This is a genomic window from Pseudomonas sp. QD4, from assembly GCF_049199125.1.
Classification (GTDB): domain Bacteria; phylum Pseudomonadota; class Gammaproteobacteria; order Pseudomonadales; family Pseudomonadaceae; genus Aquipseudomonas.
On record NZ_JBLZOM010000007.1, the window covers coordinates 1 to 24,275 of the forward strand.

The following is a 24,275-nucleotide window of genomic DNA, read 5'->3' on the forward strand; positions in this document are numbered from 1 at the left end:
TTTTTTTTTTGTTTTTTTTTTTGGTTTTTGTGGGGGGCGCTGTTCGTTTGGTGTTTTGTTTTTTTTTTTTTGGGGGGTGGGGGGGGGGGGGGGGGCCCCCCCCCCCCCCCCCCCCGACGGCTATCCCAGGCGCTTGAGCAGGACCCGGGTGACCCGGCGCTCTTCCACAGCTATCACCTCAAGGCTCCAGCCCTGCCATTCCAGGCGATCGCCGATCACCGGCAGGCGGTCCAACAGGCTGATGACCAACCCGGCCAGGGTCTGATAATCATCGGTCGGCTCGGCGGCGAAGCCGGTGCGCTGGCGGATCTGTGTCAGGTTCAACGCGCCGCCGACCAATAGCCCATCCTCGGTCTCGACAATGTCCGGGCCTTCGATTTCGCTGGCGTCCGGCAACTCGCCGGCGATGGATTCGAGAATGTCGGTCATGGTCAACAGCCCGATGAAATCGCCGAATTCGTTGATCACGAAGGCGATGTGGGTCGAGGCCTTGCGCATCTGCTCCAGGGCATTGAGGATCGAGAAACTGTCCAGCAGGTTCGGCGTCTTGCGCGCCAGGTGCTCCAGGTTCGGCGGATTGCCGGCCAGGTATTCCTTGAGCAGTTCCTTCTTGTGCACGAAGCCCAGGGGTTCATCCACCGCGCCATTGCGGATCAGCGGCAGGCGCGAATAGGACGAATGCATAAGCTTGGTGCGGATGACCTCGGGGCTGTCCGCCAGGTCGATATGGTCGACATCGGCACGCGCGGTCATGATGCTGCGGATCGGCCGCTCGGCCAGTTGCAGCACGCCGCTGATCATCACCCGCTCGCGCCGGTCGAACAGCTCGGCAGTGGGTTCCTGGCCGTTGTCCAGCAGGTCGGCAATTTCCTCACCTACCTCCTCCACCGCCAGTTTCCGCCCGCCCAGCAGGCGCATTACCGCATGGGCTGTACGCTCGCGCATCGGCCGCAGGCCCTGCATCGACTTCTTGCGCCGGGCGCGGGCGATCTGGTTGAACACTTCGATCAGGATCGAGAAGCCAATGGCCGCGTACAGGTAGCCCTTGGGAATATGGAAGCCCAGGCCTTCGGCGGTCAGGGCAAAACCGATCATCATCAAGAAGCCCAGGCACAGCATGATCACCGTCGGGTGCGCATTGACGAAGCGGGTCAAGGGTTTGCTGGCGACGATCATCAGGCCGATGGAAATGATCACCGCGATCATCATCACCGCCAGTTCGTCGACCATACCCACGGCGGTGATCACCGCATCCAGGGAGAACACCGCGTCAAGCACCACGATCTGCGCCACGATCGGCCAGAACATGGCGTAGGCGGCGTTGCCGGTACGCTGGCTGATATGGCCCTCAAGCCGTTCGTGCAATTCCATGGTGGCCTTGAACAGCAGGAACACACCGCCGAACAGCATGATCAGGTCACGCCCGGAGAAGCTCTTGTCGAACACCTCGAACAGCGGCTGCGTCAGGGTGACCAGCCACGAAATACTGGCCAGCAGGCCCAGGCGCATCAACAGCGCCAGGGACAGGCCGATGATCCGCGCCCGGTCGCGCTGATGGGGCGGCAGCTTGTCCGCCAGAATCGCAATAAACACCAGGTTGTCGATACCCAGCACCAGCTCGAGCACGATCAGGGTCAACAGGCCAAGCCAGGCCGTGGGGTCCACTATCCATTCCATAAAAACGACGCGATCTCTCTAATTGAATTCAGGCAGCCGGGCGCAAAAAAACGCCCGCACAACGGGTTGTAGCAGGAATCGGGCGCATGCGCCGACCGACCAGGGCAACCGTTGGCGAGAATCGAAAAACCGGAAACTTAGTGCGACGGCAACGCCTCAGAGCGGCCGAATGGCGTGAGGCGAATGGAACGAGGGAGAGGTGCGGCGTCCTGGGGAAAGGACGACTGGGAGGCTCCGAAAGGGTGTTCATGCAAGTCCTGATATAAAAAACGGACTTGGAGATTACAGCGCCCAGTCACATTCCCCACAGCAGGAAATCATTACAAAACTTTATAAACCCCGTAGCCGCTGCCGCCGTGGCGTATCTGACGGCATACGGCGACCTCAAGGGCCAGCGCAGCCTGGCGGCAGCGGCTACAGGCGCTATGTGCAACCTGAAAGCCGCACCTGCAACCCTTAGCTCCTGCGGGTCGCATCATCCAGGGCGAGGATGGTGTGGGCATTGGTGACGGTGGTCGCCAGGGTGTTGATCACCCCGGAACGCAAGGCACCCAGGGTCGCGGCAGCCTTGGTGTTTTCACTGGCGATGGCGACCACATCGGGGATGCGTACCAATTCCTGCACACTCAAACCGATCACCCGCCCCTGGATCGCGTTGACCGCCGGCTGGCCATGGATGTCGATAAAGTCGTAGCCCATCATGTCGCCCACCGTGCCGGACAATCGCGCCTGGGCGATTTCCTGGGGCGAGAACCAGCCCATGCGCACCATATTGCTGTTTTCACTCATATCACCGATGCCAATCAGGGCGATGTCGGCGCGGCGTGCGCGATCCAGGGTCGAGCGCACGGTATCGTTGCTGATCAGCACGCTGCGCAGTTCCGGATTGGCCACCAGCGCCGGGGCATACAGGGTTTCGCTTTCAGCCCCGAAACGCAGGGCAAGACGGCGACAGATATGGTCCGGGTTCATATATTCGCCAGCCCGCAGCGAACCGCCGATGGCGCAGACGAACGTGCAGTTGCGCGTCACCGGCAAAAACACGTTATCGGCCACCGCCCCGACATTGCGGCCCATGCCGACGGCGACGATCATGCCGTCGCTCAAGGTCTTGTTCAGGTAGTTGGCCACCAGGCTGGCAACCGCCGAACGCTGGGTATCCGGGTCACTGTGATCGACCGCAATCAGCGCCCGATCCAACTGGAAGCGCTCCACCAGCGCCTGCTCCAGCTCATTGTTCATCGCCGGATGCTGCAGCACCCGGACCTCGACAATCCCTTCATCCCGCGCCCGCTTGAGCAGGCGGCTGACCTTGGCCCGCGACAGGTCGAAGCGCTTGGCAATGGCTTCCTGAGTGACGTTCTCAAGGTAATAGAGCATGGCGACTTCGGTCATCAGATCGATATCGCTGGCCCCGCGCTGGGTACTGTCACTCATGTGGACTGGCTTCCGTCTTGGCGTCAAAGGCGCATTCTCTCTAGTGGATGCGGGGTACGTCTACAAGCGGCTTGCGCGCAGCCCTGCGCCCCTCACTGATGACCATCACGCTCGATGGCATTGATCCGCTCGACCTTGGCCCCCGAGCGCGCCGCCTCGAACTCCGACTCCAGGAACGCCTTGACGATGCTCTTGGCCAGTTCCACCCCCACTACCCGCGCGCCGATCGAGAGAATTTGCGCATCGTTGCTCTTGCGTGCGCGCTCGGCGGAATAGGTGTCATGGGCCTGGGCCGCGCGAATCCCCAGCACCTTGTTCGCCGAGATGGCCATGCCGATGCCGGTGCCGCACACCAGCACTCCCAACCGGTGGTGCCCGGCATTTATGGCCGTGGCCACGGCCAGGGCTATGTCCGGGTACAGCACCGGTTCCAGGGAATGGGTGCCGAAATCCTCGACCGGATGCCCCAGTGCCTCGATGTGCCGCTTGAGCAGCTCCTTGAGTTCAAACCCCGCCTCATCGCATCCAATCGCCACTGAAAAGGCTCTATTCATCGCATTTCGCTCCGCTGACAGGGAAAGAGCATGACTGATCATATGATCAATCAGTGAAACTTTGATCAGTCATTTTTCAGGCATTCGCCCCTCAACTGTCAAGCGAGATTTACCAGGTCCGAGGAATAACGCCCTACACAGGGCGGTAAAAAGCCTCACTCGCCACCGGGACATATTTAAAGCGAAAGGGATTGACTGATCAGAATTTCATTTGTTACACATATGATCAGCGCAAAACATGGTTATGCGATCTAATAAGAATTCACAGCACGAGGACACGCCGATGGCCACGCCATTACTGCTCCAGGCTGAACATGTCGCCAAGGCCTATGCCGGGATCCCTGCCCTGCGTGACGGTCGCCTCTCCCTGCGTGCCGGCAGCGTGCATGCCCTGTGCGGCGGCAATGGCGCCGGCAAGTCCACCTTCCTCGGCATTCTGATGGGCATCACCCAGCGCGATGCCGGCAGCATCCTGCTCAACGGCCAGCCGGTGCAGTTCGACCGCCCGAGCGCCGCCCTGGCGGCCGGGGTGGCGATGATCACCCAGGAGCTGGAACCGATCCCCTACATGACCGTCGCCGAAAACATCTGGCTCGGTCGCGAACCGCGTCGCGCCGGCTGCATCGTCGACAGCAAGGAACTCAACCGGCGCACCCGCGAGTTGCTGGCCAGCCTGGAGTTCGAGGTCGACGCCAACAGCCCCATGCACCGCTTGAGCGTGGCGCAAATCCAGCTGGTGGAAATTGCCAAGGCCTTCAGCCATGACTGCCAGGTGATGATCATGGACGAGCCGACCTCGGCCATTGGCGAACGCGAGGCCGAGACCCTGTTCAAGGCCATCCGCCGCCTCACCGCGCGTGGCGCCGGCATCATCTACGTGTCGCACCGCCTCAGCGAACTGGCGCAGATCGCCGACGACTACAGCATCTTTCGCGACGGCGCCTTTGTTGAAAGCGGGCGCATGGCCGACATCGACCGCGCCCACCTGGTGCGCGGCATCGTCGGCCAGGAATTGACACGCATCGATCACAAGGCCGGGCGCCAGTGCGCCGCGCAAAACTGCCTCGATATCCAGGGCCTGAGCCGCCACGGCGAGTTCCAGGACATCAGCCTGCAACTGCGCCAGGGCGAAATTCTCGGCATCTACGGCCTGATGGGGTCAGGGCGCAGCGAATTCCTCAACTGCATCTATGGCCTGACCGAACCCCATGCTGGCAGCGTCACCCTGCAAGGCCAGCCGCTGCCGGTGGGCGTGCCGGCAGCGACCATTCGCGCCGGCATGTCGCTGGTCACCGAAGACCGCAAGGACAGCGGGCTGGTACTCAGCAGCAGCATCCTCTCCAACATCGCCCTCAGCGCCTACCGCCAGCTGTCGAGCTGGTCGCTGATCAGTGCGCGCAAAGAACTGCAACTGGCCCGGGACATGGTCCAGCGCCTGCAGATCAAGACCAGCTCCCTGGACCTGCCGGTGGAATCCATGAGCGGCGGCAACCAGCAAAAGGTGGTGCTCGCCAAGTGCCTGTCGACCACGCCGATCTGCCTGCTGTGCGACGAGCCGACCCGAGGCATCGACGAGGGCGCCAAGCAGGAGATCTACCACCTGCTGGACGAGTTCGTGCGTGCCGGCGGCGCAGCCATCGTGGTGTCTTCAGAGGCCCCCGAGCTGCTGCATCTGAGTGATCGAATCGCGGTATTCAAGGGCGGCCGGCTGGTCACCATCAGCACTGACACCGCCCTTTCCCAGGAAGCCTTGTTGAGTCTCGCCTCATGAACGCCAAGACCCATGCCACCCCGACCCTGCCAGCCTCGACCCACCCCGCGCCACGCAGCCGACTGCGCCTGGCCCTGGACCGCTTCGGCCTGCCGCTGGTGTTTATCCTGCTGTGCCTGGTCATGGCGTTTGCCAGCGAATACTTCATGACCTGGCGCAACTGGATGGACATCCTGCGCCAGACCTCGATCAACGGGATCCTCGCCGTAGGCATGACTTACGTGATCCTGACCAAGGGCATTGACCTCTCGGTGGGGTCGATCCTGGCGTTCGCCGGCCTGTGCAGCGCCCTGGTGGCGACCCAGGGCTACGGCCTGCTGGCGGCGGTCAGCGCCGGAATGTTCGCCGGGGCCATGCTCGGCGTGGTCAACGGCTTCATGGTGGCCAACCTGTCGATCCCACCCTTTGTCGCAACCCTTGGCATGCTCAGCATTGCCCGCGGCATGACCTTTATCCTCAATGACGGCAGCCCGGTCACCGACCTGCCGGAAAACTACCTGGCCCTGGGCATCGGCAAGATCGGCCCGGTCGGCGTGCCGGTGGTGATCTTCGCCGTGGTCGCGCTGATTTTCTGGATGGTCCTGCGCTACACCACCTACGGACGCTACGTCTATGCCGTGGGCGGCAACGAAAAAAGCGCCCGCACTTCCGGGATCGGCGTGCGCAAGGTGATGTTCTCGGTGTACGTGGTATCCGGGCTGCTGGCGGGCTTGGCCGGCGTGGTGCTCTCGGCGCGCACCACCTCCGCCCTGCCCCAGGCCGGTACCTCCTATGAACTGGACGCCATCGCCGCCGTGGTGATCGGCGGCACCAGCCTCTCCGGTGGCACCGGCAGCATTGTCGGCACCCTGTTCGGCGCCCTGTTGATCGGCGTGATCAACAACGGCCTGAACCTGCTCGGGGTGTCCTCCTATTACCAGCAAGTCGCCAAGGGCTTGATCATCGTGTTTGCGGTGCTCATCGATGTCTGGCGCAAGAAAAAACGCTAACCCCGTTCATTGCACGGCACGACCACAACAATAAGGAGTTCCCCATGAAGCTTTCACCGAAGAAGCTCGGCACATCCCTGGCCACACTGGCGGCTGTCTCCCTGCTCAGCAGCAGCGTTGCCTTCGCTGCAGAAAAAACCTACAAGATCGGCGCGGCGGTGTACGGGCTCAAGGGCCAGTTCATGCAGAACTGGGTCCGCGAGCTCAAGCAGCACCCGGCGGTCAAGGACGGCACGGTGCAGATCACTGTGTTCGACGGCAACTATGACGCCCTGACCCAGAACAACCAGATCGAAACCATGGTCACCCAGCACTATGACGCGATCATCTTTGTGCCGATCGACACCAAGGCAGGGGTCGGCGCCGTGGCCCGGGCCATGGAAAACGACATCCCGGTGATCGCCTCCAACACCAAGGTCGCCAGCGCCAACGTGCCCTATGTCGGCAACGACGATGTCGAGGGCGGGCGCCTGCAAGCCCAGGCCATGGTCGACAAGCTCAAGGGCAAGGGCAATGTGGTGATCATCCAGGGACCGATTGGCCAGTCGGCGCAGATTGACCGGGAAAAAGGCGAGATGGAGATCCTCAAGAGGAATCCGGGGATCAAGGTCATCGAAATGAAGACCGCCAACTGGTCCCGCGCCGAGGCCTTGTCGCTGACCGAAGACTGGCTCAACGCCCACCCCAATGGCGGCATCTCCGGGATCATCGCCCAGAACGACGACATGGCCCTGGGCGCCCTGCAGGCGGTGAAATCTCGCGGCCTGTCGCCGAGCGACGTGCCGGTGACCTCCATCGACGGCATGCCGGATGCGATCCAGGCGGCGAAAAAAGGCGAAGTCACCACCTTCCTCCAGGATGCCCAGGCCCAGTCCCAGGGTGCGCTGGATGTAGCCCTGCGAACCCTGGCCGGCAAGGACTACAAGCCGCAGTCGGTGATCTGGGAACGTTATGCCAAGGACGTGAAATGGGGCGATGGCAGCGACAAGCTGTACATCCTGCCGTGGGTGCCGGTGACCAACGGCAATGCCGATGCGCTGTACCAGCAGGTAGCGGGCAGCAAATAGGTCGGACCTGCGCCAGCGCTCCGGGGCCTGGCACCTGCGCTCTGCCAGCGCAATCATCTATCGCTGGCTTGCACCCTCCCCGTGGCGAGCGCACTTGCTCGCGCTGGGTGGTGCAGCCGCCCCCAACACCTGACGCAGTTGATTGGTCGGTTTTACAGCCCATCGTTTTATAGAGGAGTCATGACATGTCCGGATTCTGGGATCAGGCCTTCGACCTGAACGGCCGCTGCGCGGTGATCACGGGCGGCGCCGCCGGGATCGGCCTGGCGTGCGCCAACCTGCTGGTGGAGCGCGGGGCCAAGGTTGCCCTGCTCGACCGCGACCCGGCGGTGGCCGATATCGCCGCCAGCCTCGGCGACGGGCACCTGGGGCTGGCCATCGACCTGCGCCAGCTAGATCAAGTACGAGACGCGGTGGACCTGATGGCCGCGCACTACGGGCGCCTGGACTTCCTGGTCAACAGCGCCGGGGTCGCCCTGCTGGACAAGGCCATGGAAGTCAGCGAAAGCGCCTGGGACACCACCCTGGACATCAACCTCAAGGCCAGTTTCTTCGTGGCCCAGGCCTGTGCCCGGCACATGATCGAGCAAGGCCACGGACGCATCGTCAACCTCGCTTCCCAGGCTGCGGTCATCGGCCTCGACCGGCACGTGGCGTACTGCGCGAGCAAGGCAGCGGTGGTGGGCATGACCAAGGTCCTGGCCATGGAGTGGGCGCCCCACGGCATCAACGTCAACGCCATTTCACCGACCATCGTCGAAACGGCCCTGGGCAAGAAAGCCTGGGCCGGCGAGCTGGGTGAACGGGCCAAGTTGCAGATCCCGGTCGGGCGCTTCGCCCAGCCCGAGGAAATCGCCGGGCTGGTGCTGTACCTGCTCAGCGACGCGGCCAAGATGATCACCGGGGAGAACGTGGTCATCGATGGCGGCTACAGCATTCAGTAAATACGCGCTTTTCACATCATTTCGATGAGGTCCGCTGCCATGTCTACGCTGCTCGAAACCCCGACACACGAACGCCTGTCGCCAACGATTCCGGCAACCATGCAGGCCGTGGTCTGTTATGGCCCGGAGGACTACCGCCTGGAGCAGGTCCCGGTGCCCATCCCAGGGCCCGAGGAGATCCTGACCAAGGTCGAGCTCTGCGGGATCTGCATGGGCGACATCAAGACCTATCGCGGAGCGCCTTCGTTCTGGGGCGACGCCGAGCAGCCACGTTACGTCAAGCCACCGATGATCCCCGGCCATGAGTTCGTGTGCCGTGTGGTGGCCCTGGGGCCAGGGGCTGAGAAACGCGGGGTCAAGGTGGGCGACCGGGTGATTTCGGAACAGATAGTGCCGTGCTGGGGCTGTCGCTTCTGCAATCACGGCCAGTACTGGATGTGCCAGAAGCACGACTTGTATGGCTTCCAGAACAACGTCCAGGGTGCCATGGCGCAGTACATGATCTTCACCAAGGAAGGCATCGTGCACAAAGTGCCGGACAGCATCGCGCCGGATGAAGCGATCCTGATCGAGCCGCTGGCCTGTTCGCTGCACGCCGCTGATCGCGCCGACGTGGGTTTCGACGACATCGTAGTCGTCGCCGGGGCCGGCACCCTGGGCCTGGGCATCATCGGTGCGGTGCGCATGCGCAACCCCAAGCGCCTGATCGTCCTCGACATGAAGCCCGAACGCACCGCACTCGCCCTGCGCATGGGCGCCGACGAAGTGTGGAACCCGGCCGAAGTCGACGTACTGGCGAAGATTCGCGAAATCACCGAAGGCTACGGCTGCGACATCTACATCGAAGCCACCGGCCATCACAAGGCGGTCAACCAGGGCCTGGCGATGCTGCGCAAACTGGGGCGGTTCGTCGAATTCAGCGTTTTCAACGACGAAGCCACAGTGGATTGGTCGATCATCGGCGACCGCAAGGAACTGGACGTCCTCGGCTCGCACCTGGGCCCCTACATGTACCCACGGGCCATCGACTTTATCGGCAACCGCAAGATCGACATGCGCGACGTGGTGACCCACACCTTCGCCCTGGCCGACTTCAAGGAAGCCTTCGCCGTCATGGAGCGCGGCGACCGCTCATTGAAAGTGGTGCTCAAACCCTAGCCCTCGGCAGCCGCTACCAGCACTATTCTGGCCATGTTCGGACGCTGGCCAATATCAACAACAAGAACACAGGAAACCCCGTCATGAATCGAGTGATCAACGACCCGGACCACGTGGTCGAGGACATGCTGCAGGGCATCCTGCTGGCGCACCCGGAACTGGCCCAGTTCGAGACCAACCCACGGGTGATCTGCAAACGCGACGCCTCGCCGACAGGCCAGGTGGGCATCGTCACCGGCGGCGGCTCGGGGCATGAACCGGCGTTTCTCGGCTATGTCGGCCCAGGCCTGGTGGACGCGGTGGCGGTGGGCGAAATCTTTTCTTCGCCCACCGCCAAAAGCTTCTTCGACGCCTTTCGAGCCGCTGACCAGGGCGCGGGCGTCGCCTGCCTGTACGGCAACTACGCGGGCGACAATATGAACGTGAAACTGGCGATGAAGATGGCCGCCAGCAAAGACCTGCAGGTGCGCACTGTGGTCGCCAACGACGACGTGGCCTCCGCGCCCCAGGCCGAGATTGCCAAGCGCCGGGGCGTGGCCGGCGAGATCTTCATGTGGAAGGTCGGCGGCGCGGCGGCGGCCAAGGGCTATGACCTCGACGGAGTGATTCGGGTCGCGCAGAACGCCGTCGACCGGTGCCGTTCCATTGGCGTGGGGCTCACCCCCTGCACCATTCCGGCGGTGGGCAAGCCCAACTTCCAGATCGCCCCCGGGCAAATGGAACTGGGCATCGGTCACCACGGCGAGCCGGGGATTGAGGTCATCCCCGTCGAGTCCGCTGCGGCCATGGCCGAGCGCATGCTGGCGCCAATCCTCGCCGACCGCGATTTCAGTACCGACGATAGCGTGGTGGTACTGGTTTCCGGCCTCGGTGCGACGCCGGTGATGGAGCTGTATATTTTCTACGCTGAAGTCGAACGGCAGATCCGCGCCAAGGGGCTCAAGGTGCACCGCTGTTACGTCGGCAACTATTTCACCTCACTGGAAATGATGGGCGTGACCCTGACCCTGCTGGGCCTGGACGCCGAACTCAAAACCCTGATCGACCAACCTTGCCGCTCCATCGGCATGACCCAGACGGAGTGAACCATGAGCCAGTCTTTTTCCAGCAGTGACGGCGGCGCCATCGTGGCCGACCTGGTGACCGTAATAGTCGCCAACCGTGAATACCTGAGCGAAGTCGACGGAGCCATCGGCGACGGTGACCACGGCATCAATATGGCCAAGGGCTTTGCCCACTGTGGCCGTGCCCTGGAAGGGCGTGAACTGGACCTGGCCGGGGCACTCGACGAACTGACCCTGAGCCTGATGGAAGGCATAGGCGGCTCCATGGGCCCGCTCTACGGCAGCCTGTTTATCGGCATGGCCAATGAGGTGCGCGACCGCCAGGAGATCGACACGGCGACCTTCGCCCGCCTGCTGCGCGGTGGCCTGACCTCGCTGCAAGACATCACCGAGGCCGGCGTCGGCGACAAGTGCTTGATGGACACCCTGATCCCTGCGGTGCAGGCGTTCGAACAGGCACACGCAGCAGGGGCTTCATTCCATGAAGCACTGGAGCACATGAAAAGCGCGGCGTCTCAGGGCCGGGACTCAACCCGCGACCTGGTGGCCCGGATCGGCCGTGCCAGCCGCCTGGGCGAACGGTCACTCGGCGTGCTGGATGCCGGCGCCGTGTCCTGTTGCCTGATCCTGACCCGCCTCGCCGACTCCATCCGCCCCCGACTCCTGTAGCCGCTGCCGCCTTGGCGCATCTGACGGAACGCGGCGATCTCAAGGGTCCAACGGCCACGCCATTCAGCTCTATCAGGGCACTCTTCGATACTCGCGCTTGATCTGTTCGAGATAGCGCACCACGGCCGGGGCCTGTTCGAAGCGGCGGTGGATCAGGGACAGGCGTGAGGAGGCGTCGCCGCCCTTGATCGGCCGGTACAGGACGTTGGGCAGGCTGATATGACCGATCACCGACTCAGGCACCACGGCCACGCCCTGGCCCAGGGACACCAGGGCCAGCACGGCCACCAGGCCGCCGGGCTGGGGGCCCAGGGTCGGCGCGTAGCCGCCCTGGGCCGCCACTTGCAGGGTGCCGCTGATCTGTTCGGGGAGGATAAAGGTCTCGCCGCGCAGATGTTCCGGGCTGATGTCCCCCAGGCGGGCCAGCCAGGACTGCGCCGGCAACGCCAGCACAAACCCATCGGCGTCCAGGGCGATGGCTTCCAGCCCCTCGGGCAGGGTCATGGGGGAGCGGATATAACCGATATCGAAGCGCCCATCGGCCACCAGTCCCGGCAGCGCGGCCATGGGCTTTTCGCGCACGCTGAGGCTGACGTCCGGGTATTGCCGGCAAAAAGCCTGCACCTGCTTTTGCAGCAGGCCCGAGTACACCGCCGAGGCCACGTAGCCCAGTTCGATATGGCCGATTTCCCCGCGCCCGGCGCGCTGGGCATTGCGCTGGGCAAACTCGAACTGGCGCACCGTGGCCTCGGCCTCCATCACCAACGCGGCACCGGCCTCGGTCAAGCTGACCTCGCGCTGCTGGCGCAGGAACAGGCGCGTGCCCAGGGCTTGCTCCATGTCCTGGATCTGCCGGCTCAAGGTCGGCGGGGCAATGCCCAACTGCTCGGCGGCGCGGGTGAAATTGCGCTGCCGGGCCACGGCCAGGAAGTAGCGAAAATGACGAATTTCCATAAAGGCGTTAGCTCAAAGGTAATGAAGTCCCGCGTTGCGCCTAACAAGGCACCCGAAGCGTCGCGATAAGCTGGCTCGACCTCCACCCTAGAGAGCCTATGCCATGCGCGTCAAACCCCTGTTTCTGGCGATGATCACTTGTTACAGCCTGCAGCTCGCTTCTGCCGGCGCTGCCGACACCGGTATTGCCCACAAGGCAATCCTTGACCTGAAGAGCGCCCAACAGCTGCTCCAGGCCGCCCAGCAGACCGCCGACGCCAAGGGCTGGCCGTGCGCGGTGGTGATCGTCGACGACGGCGGCTGGCCGATCCTCAGTGCGCGCATGGACGGTGCTCCGGTGGTCGCCGGGATCGAGCTGGCCCAGGGCAAGGCGCGCACCTCGGCGCTGTTCAAGCGGCCCTCGGGCGATCTGGAAAATGCCATCAATGGCGGGCGTCAGGCGGCGATTACCGCCGGTTTGCTGATGATGAAAGGCGCGCAGCCCATCATCGTCGACGGCCAGGTGATCGGCGCCATCGGGGTCAGCGCCGACACCCCGGCCCATGATGATGAAATCGCCCTCGCCGCCCTGGCGGCCCTGCCCCAGCGGAGTCAGCCATGAGTCAACCCAACCCGCGCTGGACCCTGCTCACCGCGTCCGGGGTGTGCTCGCTGATCGTGCTCGACACCAATATCGTCGCCGTGACCCTGCCGAGCATCGCCCGCGACCTGGGGGCCAACTTCGTCGATATCGAATGGGTGGTCAGCGCCTACATGCTGGCCTTCGCCGCCTTGCTGCTGCCCGCCGGCAGCCTCGCCGACCGCTTCGGACGCAGGAAGACCCTGCTCTGCGGCCTGGTGATTTTCATCCTCGCCTCCCTCGGCTGCGGCGCCGCCCCCTCGGCGCTGTGGCTGGATATCGCCCGGGCGATCAAAGGCGTGGGCGCAGCCTTGCTCTTGACCTCGGCCCTGGCCTCCATCGGCCATACCTTTCACGACGATGTGCAGCGGGCCAAGGCCTGGGCATTCTGGGGCGCCTGCATGGGCGTGGCGATGACCGCCGCACCGACCCTTGGCGGGCTGATTACCCAGTACATCGGCTGGCGCTGGATCTTCTACCTCAACCTGCCGGTGGGCCTGGCGCTGATGACCATGGTCCTGCGCCATGTGCCCGAGTCCCGCGACACCCAGGCCGCGCGCCTCGATCCCTGGGGCAGTCTGGCCTTCAGCGCCAGCCTGCTGTGCCTGATCTGGGGCCTGATCGAAGCCAACCGCATCGGCTGGAGCAACCCGCTGACCTACGCCCGCCTGCTGGGCGGCGCGGCCTTACTCGGGCTGTTCGTGCTGATCGAAAAAGCCCAGCGCCGGCCCATGGTGGATTTGCAGTTGCTGCGCCACCCACGACTGATCGGCGCCCTGCTGGGGATGTTCGCCTACGCCGGTTGCGCCCAGGTGATGATGACGCTGCTGCCGTTCTACTTGCAGAACGGCCTGCAGTTTTCCGCCATCGCCTCGGGCCTGGGCATGCTGCCATTTGCCCTGACCATGCTGATTTGCCCGCGCATCGGCGCACGCCTGGCCGGGCGTTACGCCCCGGCCACCCTGATGGCCGCAGGCCTGACCCTGGTCGGGGTGGGCAATCTGCTCAGTGCCTGGGCAGTGCACGCCGGTGGCTACCTGAGCTTTGCCCTGGCGATTGCCGTCACCGGTGCCGGCGCCGGGCTGCTCAATGGCGACACCCAGAAAAACATCATGGCCTGCGTGCCGCGGGAGCGGACCGGGATGGCCTCGGGCATGAGCACCACCATGCGTTTCAGCGCCATCATGCTGGCCATCGGCGTGTTCGGGGCGCTGCTGGCCAGCCACACCCAGCACCTGTTGCAGGTCGATCTCGGCCAGCAGGCGCCGCAATGGCTGGACCAGGCGCCGGACATCGCCTCGCGGGTGGTCGCCGGGGATATGCAAGGCGCCCTGGCCAGCCTGCCGGACAGCGCCCGGGCCCTGGTCGAGCCCCTGGCCGTGCAGGCCTTTGTCGGCGGTTTCGGCCGGGTGCTGACGGTGGCCGGGATCCTCGCACTGCTGGGGGCGCTGATGGTCGGCCGGCTGATGCGCACCCCCTTGCCCCAGGCCCAGGGCCTGAGCCTGAAGCTGGAATAGAAGCCCCTCTGCAACCGCCCCCAGGCTCGCGCCCGAGCCTGGGGGCGGTTGCACTTTCATAACATTCATTCCTTTGCCTGGCGCCACCCGCCAGCGCTAAGGTGCGGCCACCTGAAATACCCACTCCCCCGAGGTGCAGATGCCCCCTTCAAGTGTGATCGTGGTCGGGGCCGGCATTGTCGGCGCCTCCATCGCCTACCACCTGGCACGCCAGGGCGCACAGGTGACGGTGCTTGAGCAGTCGGTTGCGGCGAGCGGCGTTACCCGCCATTCATTTGCCTGGATCAACACCGCCGATGAAGCGCCTAAGGCGATCCAGGCCCTGCGCGCCCAAGCCCTGGGGGACTATTGGCGCCTCGAACACGAGCTGCCGGACCTGCGCATCACGTGGTCGGGAGCGCTGTGCTACACCGCCGCCGCCCTGGCCGCGAACGGCGCCAGCGCCCACCTCAGCCCCAGCCCATCGCTGCAGTGGCTCGACCAGGCCCAGGTCGCGCAGCTTGAACCCAACCTGATCACGCCGCCGCAGCGCGCCCGCTACGCCCCCGCGGAGGGCAGTCTGGATCCGGTGGCCGCCACCCGCACCCTGCTGGACGGGGCCCGAGCCCACGGCGCCCAGGTGCTGGAACAGACCCCGGTGCTGGGCCTGCGACTCGACGGCAGCCGGGTGATCGGCGTCGACACCGCCAACGGCGCCTGCCATGCCGATTACGTGGTGCTCGCCGCCGGCTGCGCGACCCCGACCCTGGTCGCCCCACTGGGCCTGCCTCTGCCGGTGCAGGCCTCGCCGTCGATCCTGATCCGTCTCGATGCCCCGCCAGGCCTGATCAAGACCCTGATCTCCAACAGCGAGATGGAAATCCGCGAAGCGGCGGACGGCAGCTTGCTGATGGCCGAGGACTACATCGCCGCCAGCGGCGCACAAGGACCGGACGCCCTGGCCCAGGCCGCATTGCTCAGCGTGCGCCAGTCATTGCGCGGCGCCGAAGCCGTGACCCTGCGCAGCGTCGAGGTCGGCCAGCGCCCGATGCCCGCCGACCGCCTGCCAGTGATTGGCCCGAGTGCCGGGCACCCGGGGCTGTATCTGGCGGTGATGCACCCCGGGGTGATCCTCGCGGCCACGGTCGGGCGCCTGGTCAGCGAAGAACTGATCCACGGCCAGACCTGCGACGCCCTCGCCCCCTGCCGCCCCTCGCGCTTTAGCTGAGGGCGCGGCAACACCGCCCTGGGGGCCGGATAAGTGCCCCCTCAGTGGAATCATCCGCCCTCGCCTGTTGTCCTCTCTTGATCGCAACGACTTCTTAATCGGACGACGGGAGCACTCCATGGCGAAAATCACCCTTGCCCAGCAACTGGCAACCACCCTTGAGCAAGCCGGGGTCAAGCGCATCTGGGGCCTGACCGGCGACAGCCTGAACGGCCTGACCGACGCCTTGCGCACCATGGACAGCATCGAGTGGATGCACGTGCGCCACGAGGAGGTGGCGGCCTTTGCCGCCGGCGCCGAAGCCGCGGCCACCGGCGAGCTGGCGGTGTGCGCCGGCAGCTGCGGGCCGGGCAACCTGCACTTGATCAATGGCCTGTTCGACTGCCATCGCAACCATGTGCCGGTGCTGGCGATTGCCGCGCAGATCCCGTCTTCGGAGATCGGCCTCAACTATTTCCAGGAGACCCATCCCCAGGAGCTGTTCAAGGAATGCAGCCACTTCGTCGAACTGGTCAGCAACCCGGCGCAGATGCCCCAGGTGCTGCACCGGGCCATGCGCAGCGCGATCCTCAACCGGGGCGTGGCGGTGGTGGTGATTCCCGGCGATGTGGCGTTGCAGGAGGTCGAGGCGCACCTCAAGCCCTGGCCGGCACTGCACGCGCCGCGCACCCTGCCCGCGCCCCAGGACCTGGACCGGCTGGTCGAGCTGCTGAGCAACAGCAAGGCCACCACCCTGCTCTGCGGCAGCGGTTGCGCCGGTGCCCATGACCAGGTGGTGGCCCTGGCCGACGCCCTCGGCGCGCCGGTGGTGCATGCCCTGCGCGGCAAGGAGCACATTGAATGGGACAACCCGTTCGATGTCGGCATGACCGGGCTGATCGGCTTCAGTTCCGGTTACCACGCCATGCTCAACTGCGACACCCTGGTGATGCTCGGCACCGACTTCCCGTACCGCCAGTTCTACCCCAGCGATGCCCGCATCGTGCAGATCGACCGCGACCCGCAGGCCCTCGGCCGGCGCGCCACCCTCGACCTGGGGATTGCCGCCGACGTCGGCGAAACCCTGGCCGCCCTGCTGCCGCGCCTGCCGTACAAGGGCGACCGCAGCTTCCTCGACGAGTCCCTCAAGCATTACGCCAAGGCCCGCAAGGGCCTGGACGACCTGGCCCAACCCAGCGCCGCCAACCGGCCGATCCACCCGCAGTACCTGACCCGGGTGCTCAGCGAACTGGCGGACGAAGACGCGATCTTCACCGCTGACGTCGGCACCCCCACGGTGTGGGCCGCGCGCTACCTGAAAATGAACGGCAAGCGGCGCCTGCTGGGTTCGTTCAACCATGGCTCGATGGCCAATGCCATGCCCCAGGCCATGGGCGCCCAGGCGGCATTCCCCGGGCGCCAGGTGATTTCCCTGTCAGGCGACGGCGGTTTCAGCATGTTGATGGGCGACTTCATTTCCCTGGCCCAGCTCAAGCTGCCGGTGAAAGTCATCGTCTACGACAACGCCTCCCTGGGCTTTGTCGCCATGGAGATGAAATCCGCCGGCTACCTGGACACCGGCACCGACCTGCACAACCCGGACTTCGGCGCCATGGCCAATGCCATGGGCATCCTCGGCCTGCGGGTGGAGCGCTCCGAAGACCTGGAAGGCGCCTTGCGCACCGCCCTGGCCCATGACGGGCCGGCGCTGGTGGACGTGGTCACCGCCAAACAGGAGCTGGCCATGCCGCCGGCGATCAAGCTCGAACAGGCCAAGGGCTTCAGTCTCTACATGCTCAAGGCGGTGATGAGCGGGCGCGGCGATGAGGTGATCGAACTGGCCAAGACCAACTGGCTCAAGGGCCTCTGGTCCAAGCCTCAGGAATGACATCAAAACAGCAGCAACTTCATGATTGCCACCACGGCCCGCAACCTACGGCCGTGGTGCGCATCATTGCCCGCCTGCCCCCGTTTGTGCCCCGCATGGTGGGAGAAAATCCGCAGCGTGGGCGCAGGTCTTCTACGCTCTGGCTGGTTGACCTCATTTCGATATGAGCAACCCAGCACAACCCCGGTATTTTTTAAGACTTTCTTCAAGCGTGGCAGTGTTCAAAATGGTTCAAATTGGTAGAAACTACCGCCCGCGCAAGACTGCCCCCAGGTCCGGGTCCAAAGGCACTATCGCCCAGGGACGCCGCCACGGGTCAGTCACCTTTTTGTCCTTTCTGTCGTGTACATCAGCGTTATTCCCAGGAGATCAACATGGCGGTACTTCAAGCTCGCACACTGGATTTATTGCAGAACAATCAAAAGAACCTGCTGGGCGAATGGGTCGCCAGCCTCGAGGCCTCAGGTGCCGCGCGCAATATCAAGCAGGACGACTTGCGGCAGCAGGGCGCCGATTTCCTGGGGCTGATCATTGCCGCATTGAAAACCGGCAATTCGCAGAATGTGAACCATGACGACTGGGCCGAAGCCCGGCAGTTCCTGGAAAAGCTGTCCCATAGCCGCGCCCTGATCGGCCAGGATTCGCAGCAGACCGCCAGTTTCATCTTCTCCCTCAAGGGCCCGCTGTTTGCCCTGCTGCAACACGAGTACGTGGAACAGCCGGCGCTGCTGGCCGAGCAACTCTGGGAAGTTTCCGAGCTGCTGGACGCCCTGGGCATGCACACCATCCGGACCTTCCAGAAGTCCCGCGAATCGGTGATCAAGCGTCAGCAGGAAGAACTGCTGGAGCTGTCGACCCCGGTGGTCAAACTGTGGGAAGGCGTGCTGGCCCTGCCGATGATCGGCACCCTGGATTCGCAGCGCACCCAGGTGGTGATGGAATCCTTGCTGCAACGCATCGTCGACACCGGCTCGGAGATCGCGATCATCGACATCACCGGGGTCCCGACCGTCGACACCCTGGTGGCCCAGCACCTGCTCAAGACCGTGACCGCCATCCGCCTGATGGGCGCCGACTGCATCATCAGCGGCGTGCGTCCGCAGATTGCCCAGACCATCGTCCACCTCGGCCTGGACCTGCAGGGCGTGGTGACCAAGGCCAACCTGGCCGATGCCCTGGCCCTGGCCCTGAAACGCCTGGGCGTCACTGTCAGCAAGGCGGTTTAAGCATGGAGCGCATTCCTATTCTGCAGATGGGCGACTTTCTGCTGGTGACGATCCAGGTCGATATGCATGACCAATTGGCGCTGACGCTGCAGGACGACCTGTCCGAACGCATCAGCCGCACCTCGGCCCGGGGCGTGTTGATCGATATTTCCGCGCTGGACATGGTCGACTCGTTTATCGGGCGCATGATCGGCACCATCTCCGGGCTGTCGCGGATCATGGACGCCCAGACCGTGCTGGTGGGCATGCAGCCGGCCGTGGCCATTACCCTGGTGGAACTGGGCCTGACCCTGCCCGGGGTCAGCACCGCGCTGAATGTCGAGCGCGGCATGCAACTGTTGCGCACCCGAGTACAGGCAGAATGACCCCGGCGCGCAGCGGCACCCATCCGATCCTGATCGAGCAGGACGTGGTCCTGGCCCGCCAGTTGGCACGCAAGCTGTGCCAGGAGTGCGGCATGCGCCTGATCGACCTGACCAAGCTGGTGACGGCGGTCAGCGAGCTGGCGCGCAACACCGTGGTCTACGGCGGTGGCGGCCACATGGACTGGGACATCATCGAAGACCAGGCCCGCACCGGCTTGCGCCTGACCTTTCGCGACGAGGGCCCGGGCATTCCCGACATCAAGCTGGCGATGACCGACGGCTGGACCTCCGGTGGCGGCCTGGGCCTGGGGCTGACCGGGGCCAAGCGCCTGGTGGATGAGTTCGTACTGGACACTGCGCCCGGCCAGGGCACCCGCGTGACGATTACACGATGGGCCTGAATATTCCGAGCGCACTCACCGAAGTGCTGTTGATCGAAGACCCGAGCCAGATCGGGCATGCCCGGCGCACCGCGCAAAAGCGCGCCGAGCAGCTGGGTTTCGACGAAACCGACTGCGGGCGCGTGGCGCTGGTGGTCACCGAACTGGCGAGCAACCTGCTCAAGCATGCGACTCACGGCGCCCTGCACCTGCGCACCCTGGCGGGGCCCGAGGCCCAGGGCATCGAGATCATCGCCGTGGACCGGGGCCAGGGCTTCGACCTGCGCCACTGCCTGATCGACGGTTATTCCACCGGCGGCACCCAGGGCATTGGCCTGGGCAGCATCAGCCGCCTGGCGCAGGTGTTCGACGCCTACGCCGACGAACGTGGCTCGGTGCTGCTGGCCCGGCTGTATCCGCGCCAGTCCGTGGTCAAGGACCTGCGCTACGGGGTCAGCCAGCACTCGCTGCACAACGACCCGGCCTGCGGCGATGCCTGGCACCTGGCGCTCGAACCCGGGCGCCTGAGTGTGCTGGTGGTCGACGGGCTGGGTCACGGCAGTGAAGCCGAACGGGCGGCGCGGGCCGGCGAAGAGGTGTTCGCCCTGGCACCGTTCCTCAGCCCCACCGAGCTGATGAACGACCTGCATATCGCCATGACCGGCACCCGGGGAGGCGCCGTGGCGATTGCCCAGTACCATGCCACCGCAGGCCGGCTGACCTTCACCGGCATCGGCAACATCGGTGCCAGCCTGATCAGCCAGGGTAAATCCCGGGGCCTGGCCTCGCACCCGGGCATCGTCGGCAGCCAGTTCCGCAAGGCGCAACCCTTCGACTACCCGGACGCCAGCGGCCAGTTGCTGATCCTATACAGCGACGGCTTACAGTCGCGCTGGAACCTGCAGGATTACCCCGGGCTCGCCCAGCGCCACCCGGCCCTGATCGCGACCGTCCTGCATCGTGACTACTGTCGCGGCCGGGATGACGTAACCGTATTGGTGATTGCCCTGGAGGCCATCGATGGCTGATTCCACTCCCCCGCCTATCCCCGAAGATTCGCCGTTGGTGCGCCAGCTGCAAGCGGAAGCCGAGGCGCTGCGCGACGAACTGGATGAAACCAACCAGGGCGTGCTGGCGCTCTACGCCGAGCTGGATACCCAGGCCGAGCAACTGCGCCAGGCCTCGGACCTGAAAAGCCGCTTTCTGTCCTATATGAGCCACGAGTTCCGCACCCCGCTGGGCTCGATCCTGAGCATCGCCAGCCTGCTCAGCGACGAGCTGGACGGCCCCCTGAGCCCCGAGCAGCACAAGCAGGTGGCCTTTGTCAGCAGCTCTGCCCGCGAGCTCAGCGACATGGTCGATGACCTGCTGGACCTGGCCAAGATCGAAGCCGGGCGAATCAGCATTTCCCCGGCCTGGTTCGACATGCTGGACCTGTTTTCCGCCTTGCGCGGGATGTTCCGGCCGATTGTCGACGCCTCGTCCATCGACCTGATCTTCGAAGAGCCGTCGGGGTTGCCTCGCTTGTTCACCGACGATAAAAAACTGGCGCAGATCCTGCGCAACTTCATCTCCAACGCCCTGAAATTCACCCTGCAAGGCGAGGTGCGGGTCTCGGCGCGGATGGAGAACCAGCAGGAAATCCGCTTTGCGGTGAATGACACCGGGCTCGGGATCCCGGCGGAGCTGCACAGCAACCTGTTCGAGGACTTCTCGCAAATCGACTCACCGCTGCAAAAGCGCCTGCGCGGCACCGGGCTTGGCCTATCCTTGTGCAAGCGCTTTGCCGAACTGCTGGGCGGCAGAGTGGGTGTAGACAGCACGCCAGGGATAGGCTCGACCTTCTTTGTGATCATCCCTCTCTCAATTGCCGAGGAGCCCGTCGATGAAGCGTGACATCCGTTTGCTGATCGTCGACGACAACGCCGCCACCCGCTACGCCATGCGCCGGCGCCTGGAGCGCCACCATTATCAAGTACTGGAAGCCGGCACCGGCCAGGAAGGCCTGGACATCATCGCCAGCGAGGTGGTCGACGGCCTGATCCTGGACGTCAACCTGCCGGACATGAGCGGCTTCGACATTGTCCGCACCCTGCGCGCCGACCCGGCCACCGCCCTGCTGCCGGTGGTGCATGTGTCGGCCGCGTCGATCGAGACCGGCGACATCATCACCGGCCTGGATGCCGGGGCCGATGCCTACCTGATCCACCCGGTGGACCCGGACGTGCTGCTGGCCACCCTGCGCACCCTGCTGCGGGTGCGCGACACCGAATATGCCTTACGAGAAAGCGAGGCACGCTTTCGCGAGATTTTCTTCAATATCAGCGCGCCCATCGCGGTGATGGACGCCGAGCTGAAAGTGCACGAATGCAACCACGCGTTCGCCCAACTGATCCAGGACAACCTCAACCCCGACACCCTGCTCGAATGCTTTGCCAGGGACCAGTGCGCGGTGCTCAAGGAACTGCGTCTGCGCCTGGCGGCCGGCGAGCGCTGGAAAGGCACGTTGCAGATGCAGGTCGCCGGCCAGACCCGGGAAACCGAATGGCAGATCTCGCCCTATCGCAGCCCCGAGCTGAGCCTGATATTTGTCGAAGACGTCACCGAACACCGCCTGCGCGAACGTGACCAGCGGGCCGAGCTGGACATCGCCACCAGCCAGCTGGCACGCACCGAAGCGCAGTTGCTGCAAGCGCAGAAAATGGACGCCCTGGGCAAGCTCACCGGCGGCATTGCCCACGACTTCAACAACCTGCTGACCGGCATCATCACCAGCCTGGAACTGATCAAGAAGCGCATGCTCAGCGAGCGCACCGACAAGGTCATCGACTACGCCGACGCCGCCCTGAGTTCGGCCCTGAGCGCCGCCGGGCTGACCAATCGGCTGCTGGCCTTTGCCCGCCAGCAGCCGCTGGACACGAGGCCGATCGACATCAACGAGCACATCCGCTCCCTGGAAGAATTGCTGGTGCGCACCATCGGCGAACACATCACCCTCAAGCTCGAATTGACCACCAAGGCCGCCGTGGCCCTGGTGGACCCGATCCAGTTGCAGAGCGCGGTGCTGAACCTGGTGATCAACGCCCGCGACGCGCTGCCCAAGGGCGGCAATATCTGGGTCACCACCTATGCCGCGTACTCCCATGGCAACCTGAAACTGGACAACGGGCCCTATGTCGCGCTGTCGGTCAGGGACGACGGGGTCGGCATCGACCACAACGTGATCGACAAAGTGTTCGATCCGTTCTTCACCACCAAACCCCTGGGCCAGGGCACCGGCCTCGGACTGTCGACCATCTACGGCTTTGCCCGGCAATCGGGGGGCGATGCGCGGATTCGCAGCGTGGCGCGCCAGGGCACCGAGGTCACCATCATGTTGCCGGCCAGTGCCGACGCCGCAGCGCAACAGGTCGAGCACCTGGTGGCAGTCGAAGACAGCAGCGGCGAGCATGTGCTGATCGTCGAAGACATGCCCTCGGTGCGCAGCTTTGTCGCCGAGGTGCTGGTGGATGCCGGCTACCGCTGCACCCTGGCGGCTGAGGTCGAACAGGCCATGGCCAGCCTGCAGGGCGACCCGTCGATCGACCTGCTGTTGACCGATGTCGGCCTGCCGGGCCTGAACGGGCGCGAACTGGCGGATATGGCCCGGGTCTGGCGCCGCGAACTGCCGGTGCTGTTCATGACCGGCTATGCGGAAAACGCAGCCAATATCCAGGGTTTCCTGGGGGACGGCATGGACATCATCTCCAAGCCGTTTCATATCCAGGAGCTGCTGGCCAAGGTGCGGCGGACCCTGGAGTGGAGCCCCGTGGCCGACGCGCCACCGGACCTATGACCGGCGGGTGACGGTCAAGGCCACCACGGCGATGCGCTCGACCCGTTCGTAGCCCGGCTTCTCCAGCTCTTCACCGAACACATCCGGATCGAGTTCGCGGTAGGTCCAGGCATAGGCATCGTTGTCGAGCAGCGGTCGCGCGGCGGCGAGAAACGGGTCGCGGCCCTCGACCATCGCCACGCCGGTGTAGAGCAGCAAGCTGCCGTCGCACTGCAGACGCGGCAGCGCCTCCCGCAGGATACGCAGCGACAGCTGCTCCCCCAGCTCACCGCCACCGTGGCGATAGGCCCGTTGTTGGGTGTCCTGCATATAGGGCGGGTTGGCCAGGATCAGGTCGAACCGGCCCTCGACGCTGCCCAGCACATCACTGTGATAGACGCTGACGTTGTGCGCCTCGGCCAGCTCGGCGTTGACCGCGCTCATGCGCAGCGCCCGCGGGTTGATGTCCACCGCCAGGACCTCGGCCGTGTGGCGCGCGCGGGCCACCAGCAAGGCGCCGACCCCACTCCCGCAACCGATGTCCACCGCCCGCCGCACAGGGCTGAAACGCTGGCGCAGGTGGTCCTCGATCAGGCTGGCGAAGCGGTAGCTGTCAGGACCGAAAAACACCGCGTCCGCCTCCTCCGTGGGGTACGCGGAATGGGCCAGCAGCAAGGGCCCCAGGCTCGACCAGCGCACCGTGCTGCGCAACTGCCCGGCGTCCTCCTGGACAATGCCGGCCTGTTGCAGCTCGGCCAGTTCGGCGGCGTCGAACAGCCCTGCATCGAAGGGCCGTGACCAGCCGAACACCCCACGCAGGTCCGTCGCGCGCGGGTCGGCCAGGCGCCCATTGACCCGCTGGTGGGTCAGGGGCGTCGGGGTAATGAACCGATAGCTGGCCGCCATCAGCCGTTGCCCAAGTCGCAGCAGGGCCTGATCGGCCTGGGCTTGGGACGAGTCATGCAAAGGCGTGGTGCGTGGCGCGGAATCAATCAT

The 24,275-nt window shown here is 64.8% G+C and carries 22 protein-coding genes; 17 read left to right on the forward strand and 5 right to left on the reverse strand.

The genetic code is table 11. The annotated features are described in order from the left end of the window. Positions 1-120: 120 nt before the first annotated feature. The 3 genes from ACOZJV_RS29050 to rpiB form a co-directional block, all read right to left on the reverse strand. Positions 121-1,677 carry a TerC family protein gene (locus ACOZJV_RS29050; RefSeq protein ID WP_078468792.1) on the reverse strand — a complete coding sequence of 519 codons (1,557 nt, stop codon included), beginning with the start codon at positions 1,675-1,677 and terminating at the stop codon, positions 121-123. A 456-nt stretch (positions 1,678-2,133) separates the two neighbouring features. Beyond that, positions 2,134-3,114, reverse strand: a complete 981-nt coding sequence (locus ACOZJV_RS29055) for a sugar-binding transcriptional regulator (RefSeq protein ID WP_078468791.1) — start codon at positions 3,112-3,114, stop codon at positions 2,134-2,136. A 92-nt stretch (positions 3,115-3,206) separates the two neighbouring features. Further along, positions 3,207-3,668, reverse strand: coding sequence for a ribose 5-phosphate isomerase B (gene rpiB / locus ACOZJV_RS29060; RefSeq protein ID WP_201131472.1), 462 nt, complete (start codon positions 3,666-3,668; stop codon positions 3,207-3,209). 283 nt (positions 3,669-3,951) lie between these two features. On the opposite strand from rpiB, the gene ACOZJV_RS29065 reads away from it, so the two are divergent. From ACOZJV_RS29065 to dhaL, 7 genes are all read left to right on the forward strand, one after another. After that, a complete protein-coding gene (locus ACOZJV_RS29065) occupies positions 3,952-5,439 on the forward strand; it encodes a sugar ABC transporter ATP-binding protein (RefSeq protein ID WP_421549036.1) in 1,488 nt (495 codons plus the stop codon). Continuing rightward, entirely contained in the window at positions 5,436-6,428 is a 993-nt protein-coding gene (locus ACOZJV_RS29070; protein ID WP_078468788.1) for an ABC transporter permease, read from the forward strand. The genes ACOZJV_RS29065 and ACOZJV_RS29070 overlap by 4 nt, the downstream gene beginning before the upstream one ends. 44 nt (positions 6,429-6,472) lie before the next feature. Beyond that, positions 6,473-7,495, forward strand: a complete 1,023-nt coding sequence (locus ACOZJV_RS29075; RefSeq protein ID WP_421549037.1) for a substrate-binding domain-containing protein — start codon at positions 6,473-6,475, stop codon at positions 7,493-7,495. Positions 7,496-7,680: 185 nt separating this feature from the next. After that, positions 7,681-8,439: an SDR family oxidoreductase gene (locus ACOZJV_RS29080; protein WP_078468786.1), complete on the forward strand. Its 759-nt coding sequence runs from the start codon at positions 7,681-7,683 to the stop codon at positions 8,437-8,439. Positions 8,440-8,478: 39 nt separating this feature from the next. Next, positions 8,479-9,597: an MDR/zinc-dependent alcohol dehydrogenase-like family protein gene (locus ACOZJV_RS29085; RefSeq protein ID WP_201131475.1), complete on the forward strand. Its 1,119-nt coding sequence runs from the start codon at positions 8,479-8,481 to the stop codon at positions 9,595-9,597. Positions 9,598-9,680: 83 nt separating this feature from the next. Further along, entirely contained in the window at positions 9,681-10,682 is a 1,002-nt protein-coding gene (locus tag ACOZJV_RS29090) for a dihydroxyacetone kinase subunit DhaK (RefSeq protein WP_078468784.1), read from the forward strand. 3 nt (positions 10,683-10,685) lie between these two features. Beyond that, complete coding sequence (gene dhaL / locus ACOZJV_RS29095) at positions 10,686-11,330, forward strand: dihydroxyacetone kinase subunit DhaL (protein WP_201131477.1); 645 nt, start codon at positions 10,686-10,688, stop codon at positions 11,328-11,330. A gap of 72 nt (positions 11,331-11,402) precedes the next feature. On the opposite strand, the gene ACOZJV_RS29100 is transcribed toward dhaL, so the two are convergent. Continuing rightward, positions 11,403-12,284 (reverse strand): LysR family transcriptional regulator, encoded by an 882-nt coding sequence (locus ACOZJV_RS29100; protein WP_421549038.1) that lies wholly within the window; start codon positions 12,282-12,284, stop codon positions 11,403-11,405. A gap of 103 nt (positions 12,285-12,387) precedes the next feature. On the opposite strand from ACOZJV_RS29100, the gene ACOZJV_RS29105 reads away from it, so the two are divergent. The 10 genes from ACOZJV_RS29105 (at position 12,388) to ACOZJV_RS29150 (ending at position 23,300) form a co-directional block, all read left to right on the forward strand. Next, positions 12,388-12,885: a GlcG/HbpS family heme-binding protein gene (locus ACOZJV_RS29105; protein ID WP_078468782.1), complete on the forward strand. Its 498-nt coding sequence runs from the start codon at positions 12,388-12,390 to the stop codon at positions 12,883-12,885. Next, the gene (locus ACOZJV_RS29110) at positions 12,882-14,420 is read left to right on the forward strand and encodes an MFS transporter (protein ID WP_421549039.1); all 1,539 of its coding nucleotides are present in this window, start codon (positions 12,882-12,884) and stop codon (positions 14,418-14,420) included. The genes ACOZJV_RS29105 and ACOZJV_RS29110 overlap by 4 nt, the downstream gene beginning before the upstream one ends. A gap of 139 nt (positions 14,421-14,559) precedes the next feature. Beyond that, positions 14,560-15,627: an NAD(P)/FAD-dependent oxidoreductase gene (locus ACOZJV_RS29115; protein ID WP_078468780.1), complete on the forward strand. Its 1,068-nt coding sequence runs from the start codon at positions 14,560-14,562 to the stop codon at positions 15,625-15,627. Between the two features lie 118 nt (positions 15,628-15,745). After that, positions 15,746-17,494 carry a ubiquinone-dependent pyruvate dehydrogenase gene (gene poxB / locus ACOZJV_RS29120; protein ID WP_421549040.1) on the forward strand — a complete coding sequence of 583 codons (1,749 nt, stop codon included), beginning with the start codon at positions 15,746-15,748 and terminating at the stop codon, positions 17,492-17,494. Positions 17,495-17,868: 374 nt separating this feature from the next. Beyond that, positions 17,869-18,720 carry an STAS domain-containing protein gene (locus ACOZJV_RS29125; RefSeq protein WP_421549041.1) on the forward strand — a complete coding sequence of 284 codons (852 nt, stop codon included), beginning with the start codon at positions 17,869-17,871 and terminating at the stop codon, positions 18,718-18,720. 2 nt (positions 18,721-18,722) lie between these two features. Continuing rightward, positions 18,723-19,085: an STAS domain-containing protein gene (locus ACOZJV_RS29130; RefSeq protein ID WP_078468777.1), complete on the forward strand. Its 363-nt coding sequence runs from the start codon at positions 18,723-18,725 to the stop codon at positions 19,083-19,085. Beyond that, entirely contained in the window at positions 19,082-19,486 is a 405-nt protein-coding gene (locus tag ACOZJV_RS29135; protein ID WP_078468776.1) for an anti-sigma regulatory factor, read from the forward strand. The genes ACOZJV_RS29130 and ACOZJV_RS29135 overlap by 4 nt, the downstream gene beginning before the upstream one ends. Beyond that, positions 19,477-20,493, forward strand: a complete 1,017-nt coding sequence (locus tag ACOZJV_RS29140; protein WP_178102899.1) for an ATP-binding protein — start codon at positions 19,477-19,479, stop codon at positions 20,491-20,493. Before ACOZJV_RS29135 ends, ACOZJV_RS29140 begins: the two co-directional genes overlap by 10 nt. Further along, positions 20,486-21,361: a sensor histidine kinase gene (locus ACOZJV_RS29145; RefSeq protein WP_078468775.1), complete on the forward strand. Its 876-nt coding sequence runs from the start codon at positions 20,486-20,488 to the stop codon at positions 21,359-21,361. Before ACOZJV_RS29140 ends, ACOZJV_RS29145 begins: the two co-directional genes overlap by 8 nt. Beyond that, positions 21,351-23,300, forward strand: a complete 1,950-nt coding sequence (locus ACOZJV_RS29150; protein ID WP_421549042.1) for a response regulator — start codon at positions 21,351-21,353, stop codon at positions 23,298-23,300. The genes ACOZJV_RS29145 and ACOZJV_RS29150 overlap by 11 nt, the downstream gene beginning before the upstream one ends. On the opposite strand, the gene ACOZJV_RS29155 is transcribed toward ACOZJV_RS29150, so the two are convergent. Then, positions 23,295-24,275 (reverse strand): methyltransferase, encoded by a 981-nt coding sequence (locus ACOZJV_RS29155; RefSeq protein ID WP_421549043.1) that lies wholly within the window; start codon positions 24,273-24,275, stop codon positions 23,295-23,297. The genes ACOZJV_RS29150 and ACOZJV_RS29155 overlap by 6 nt on opposite strands.

Coding starts and splice junctions, on each gene's coding strand:
- ACOZJV_RS29050 (WP_078468792.1), bottom strand. CDS start 1,677: ATGGAATGGATAGTGGACCCCACGGCCTGGCTTGGCCTGTTGACCCTG.
- ACOZJV_RS29055 (WP_078468791.1), bottom strand. CDS start 3,114: ATGAGTGACAGTACCCAGCGCGGGGCCAGCGATATCGATCTGATGACC.
- rpiB (WP_201131472.1), bottom strand. CDS start 3,668: ATGAATAGAGCCTTTTCAGTGGCGATTGGATGCGATGAGGCGGGGTTT.
- ACOZJV_RS29065 (WP_421549036.1), top strand. CDS start 3,952: ATGGCCACGCCATTACTGCTCCAGGCTGAACATGTCGCCAAGGCCTAT.
- ACOZJV_RS29070 (WP_078468788.1), top strand. CDS start 5,436: ATGAACGCCAAGACCCATGCCACCCCGACCCTGCCAGCCTCGACCCAC.
- ACOZJV_RS29075 (WP_421549037.1), top strand. CDS start 6,473: ATGAAGCTTTCACCGAAGAAGCTCGGCACATCCCTGGCCACACTGGCG.
- ACOZJV_RS29080 (WP_078468786.1), top strand. CDS start 7,681: ATGTCCGGATTCTGGGATCAGGCCTTCGACCTGAACGGCCGCTGCGCG.
- ACOZJV_RS29085 (WP_201131475.1), top strand. CDS start 8,479: ATGTCTACGCTGCTCGAAACCCCGACACACGAACGCCTGTCGCCAACG.
- ACOZJV_RS29090 (WP_078468784.1), top strand. CDS start 9,681: ATGAATCGAGTGATCAACGACCCGGACCACGTGGTCGAGGACATGCTG.
- dhaL (WP_201131477.1), top strand. CDS start 10,686: ATGAGCCAGTCTTTTTCCAGCAGTGACGGCGGCGCCATCGTGGCCGAC.
- ACOZJV_RS29100 (WP_421549038.1), bottom strand. CDS start 12,284: ATGGAAATTCGTCATTTTCGCTACTTCCTGGCCGTGGCCCGGCAGCGC.
- ACOZJV_RS29105 (WP_078468782.1), top strand. CDS start 12,388: ATGCGCGTCAAACCCCTGTTTCTGGCGATGATCACTTGTTACAGCCTG.
- ACOZJV_RS29110 (WP_421549039.1), top strand. CDS start 12,882: ATGAGTCAACCCAACCCGCGCTGGACCCTGCTCACCGCGTCCGGGGTG.
- ACOZJV_RS29115 (WP_078468780.1), top strand. CDS start 14,560: ATGCCCCCTTCAAGTGTGATCGTGGTCGGGGCCGGCATTGTCGGCGCC.
- poxB (WP_421549040.1), top strand. CDS start 15,746: ATGGCGAAAATCACCCTTGCCCAGCAACTGGCAACCACCCTTGAGCAA.
- ACOZJV_RS29125 (WP_421549041.1), top strand. CDS start 17,869: ATGGCGGTACTTCAAGCTCGCACACTGGATTTATTGCAGAACAATCAA.
- ACOZJV_RS29130 (WP_078468777.1), top strand. CDS start 18,723: ATGGAGCGCATTCCTATTCTGCAGATGGGCGACTTTCTGCTGGTGACG.
- ACOZJV_RS29135 (WP_078468776.1), top strand. CDS start 19,082: ATGACCCCGGCGCGCAGCGGCACCCATCCGATCCTGATCGAGCAGGAC.
- ACOZJV_RS29140 (WP_178102899.1), top strand. CDS start 19,477: ATGGGCCTGAATATTCCGAGCGCACTCACCGAAGTGCTGTTGATCGAA.
- ACOZJV_RS29145 (WP_078468775.1), top strand. CDS start 20,486: ATGGCTGATTCCACTCCCCCGCCTATCCCCGAAGATTCGCCGTTGGTG.
- ACOZJV_RS29150 (WP_421549042.1), top strand. CDS start 21,351: ATGAAGCGTGACATCCGTTTGCTGATCGTCGACGACAACGCCGCCACC.
- ACOZJV_RS29155 (WP_421549043.1), bottom strand. CDS start 24,275: ATGATTGATTCCGCGCCACGCACCACGCCTTTGCATGACTCGTCCCAA.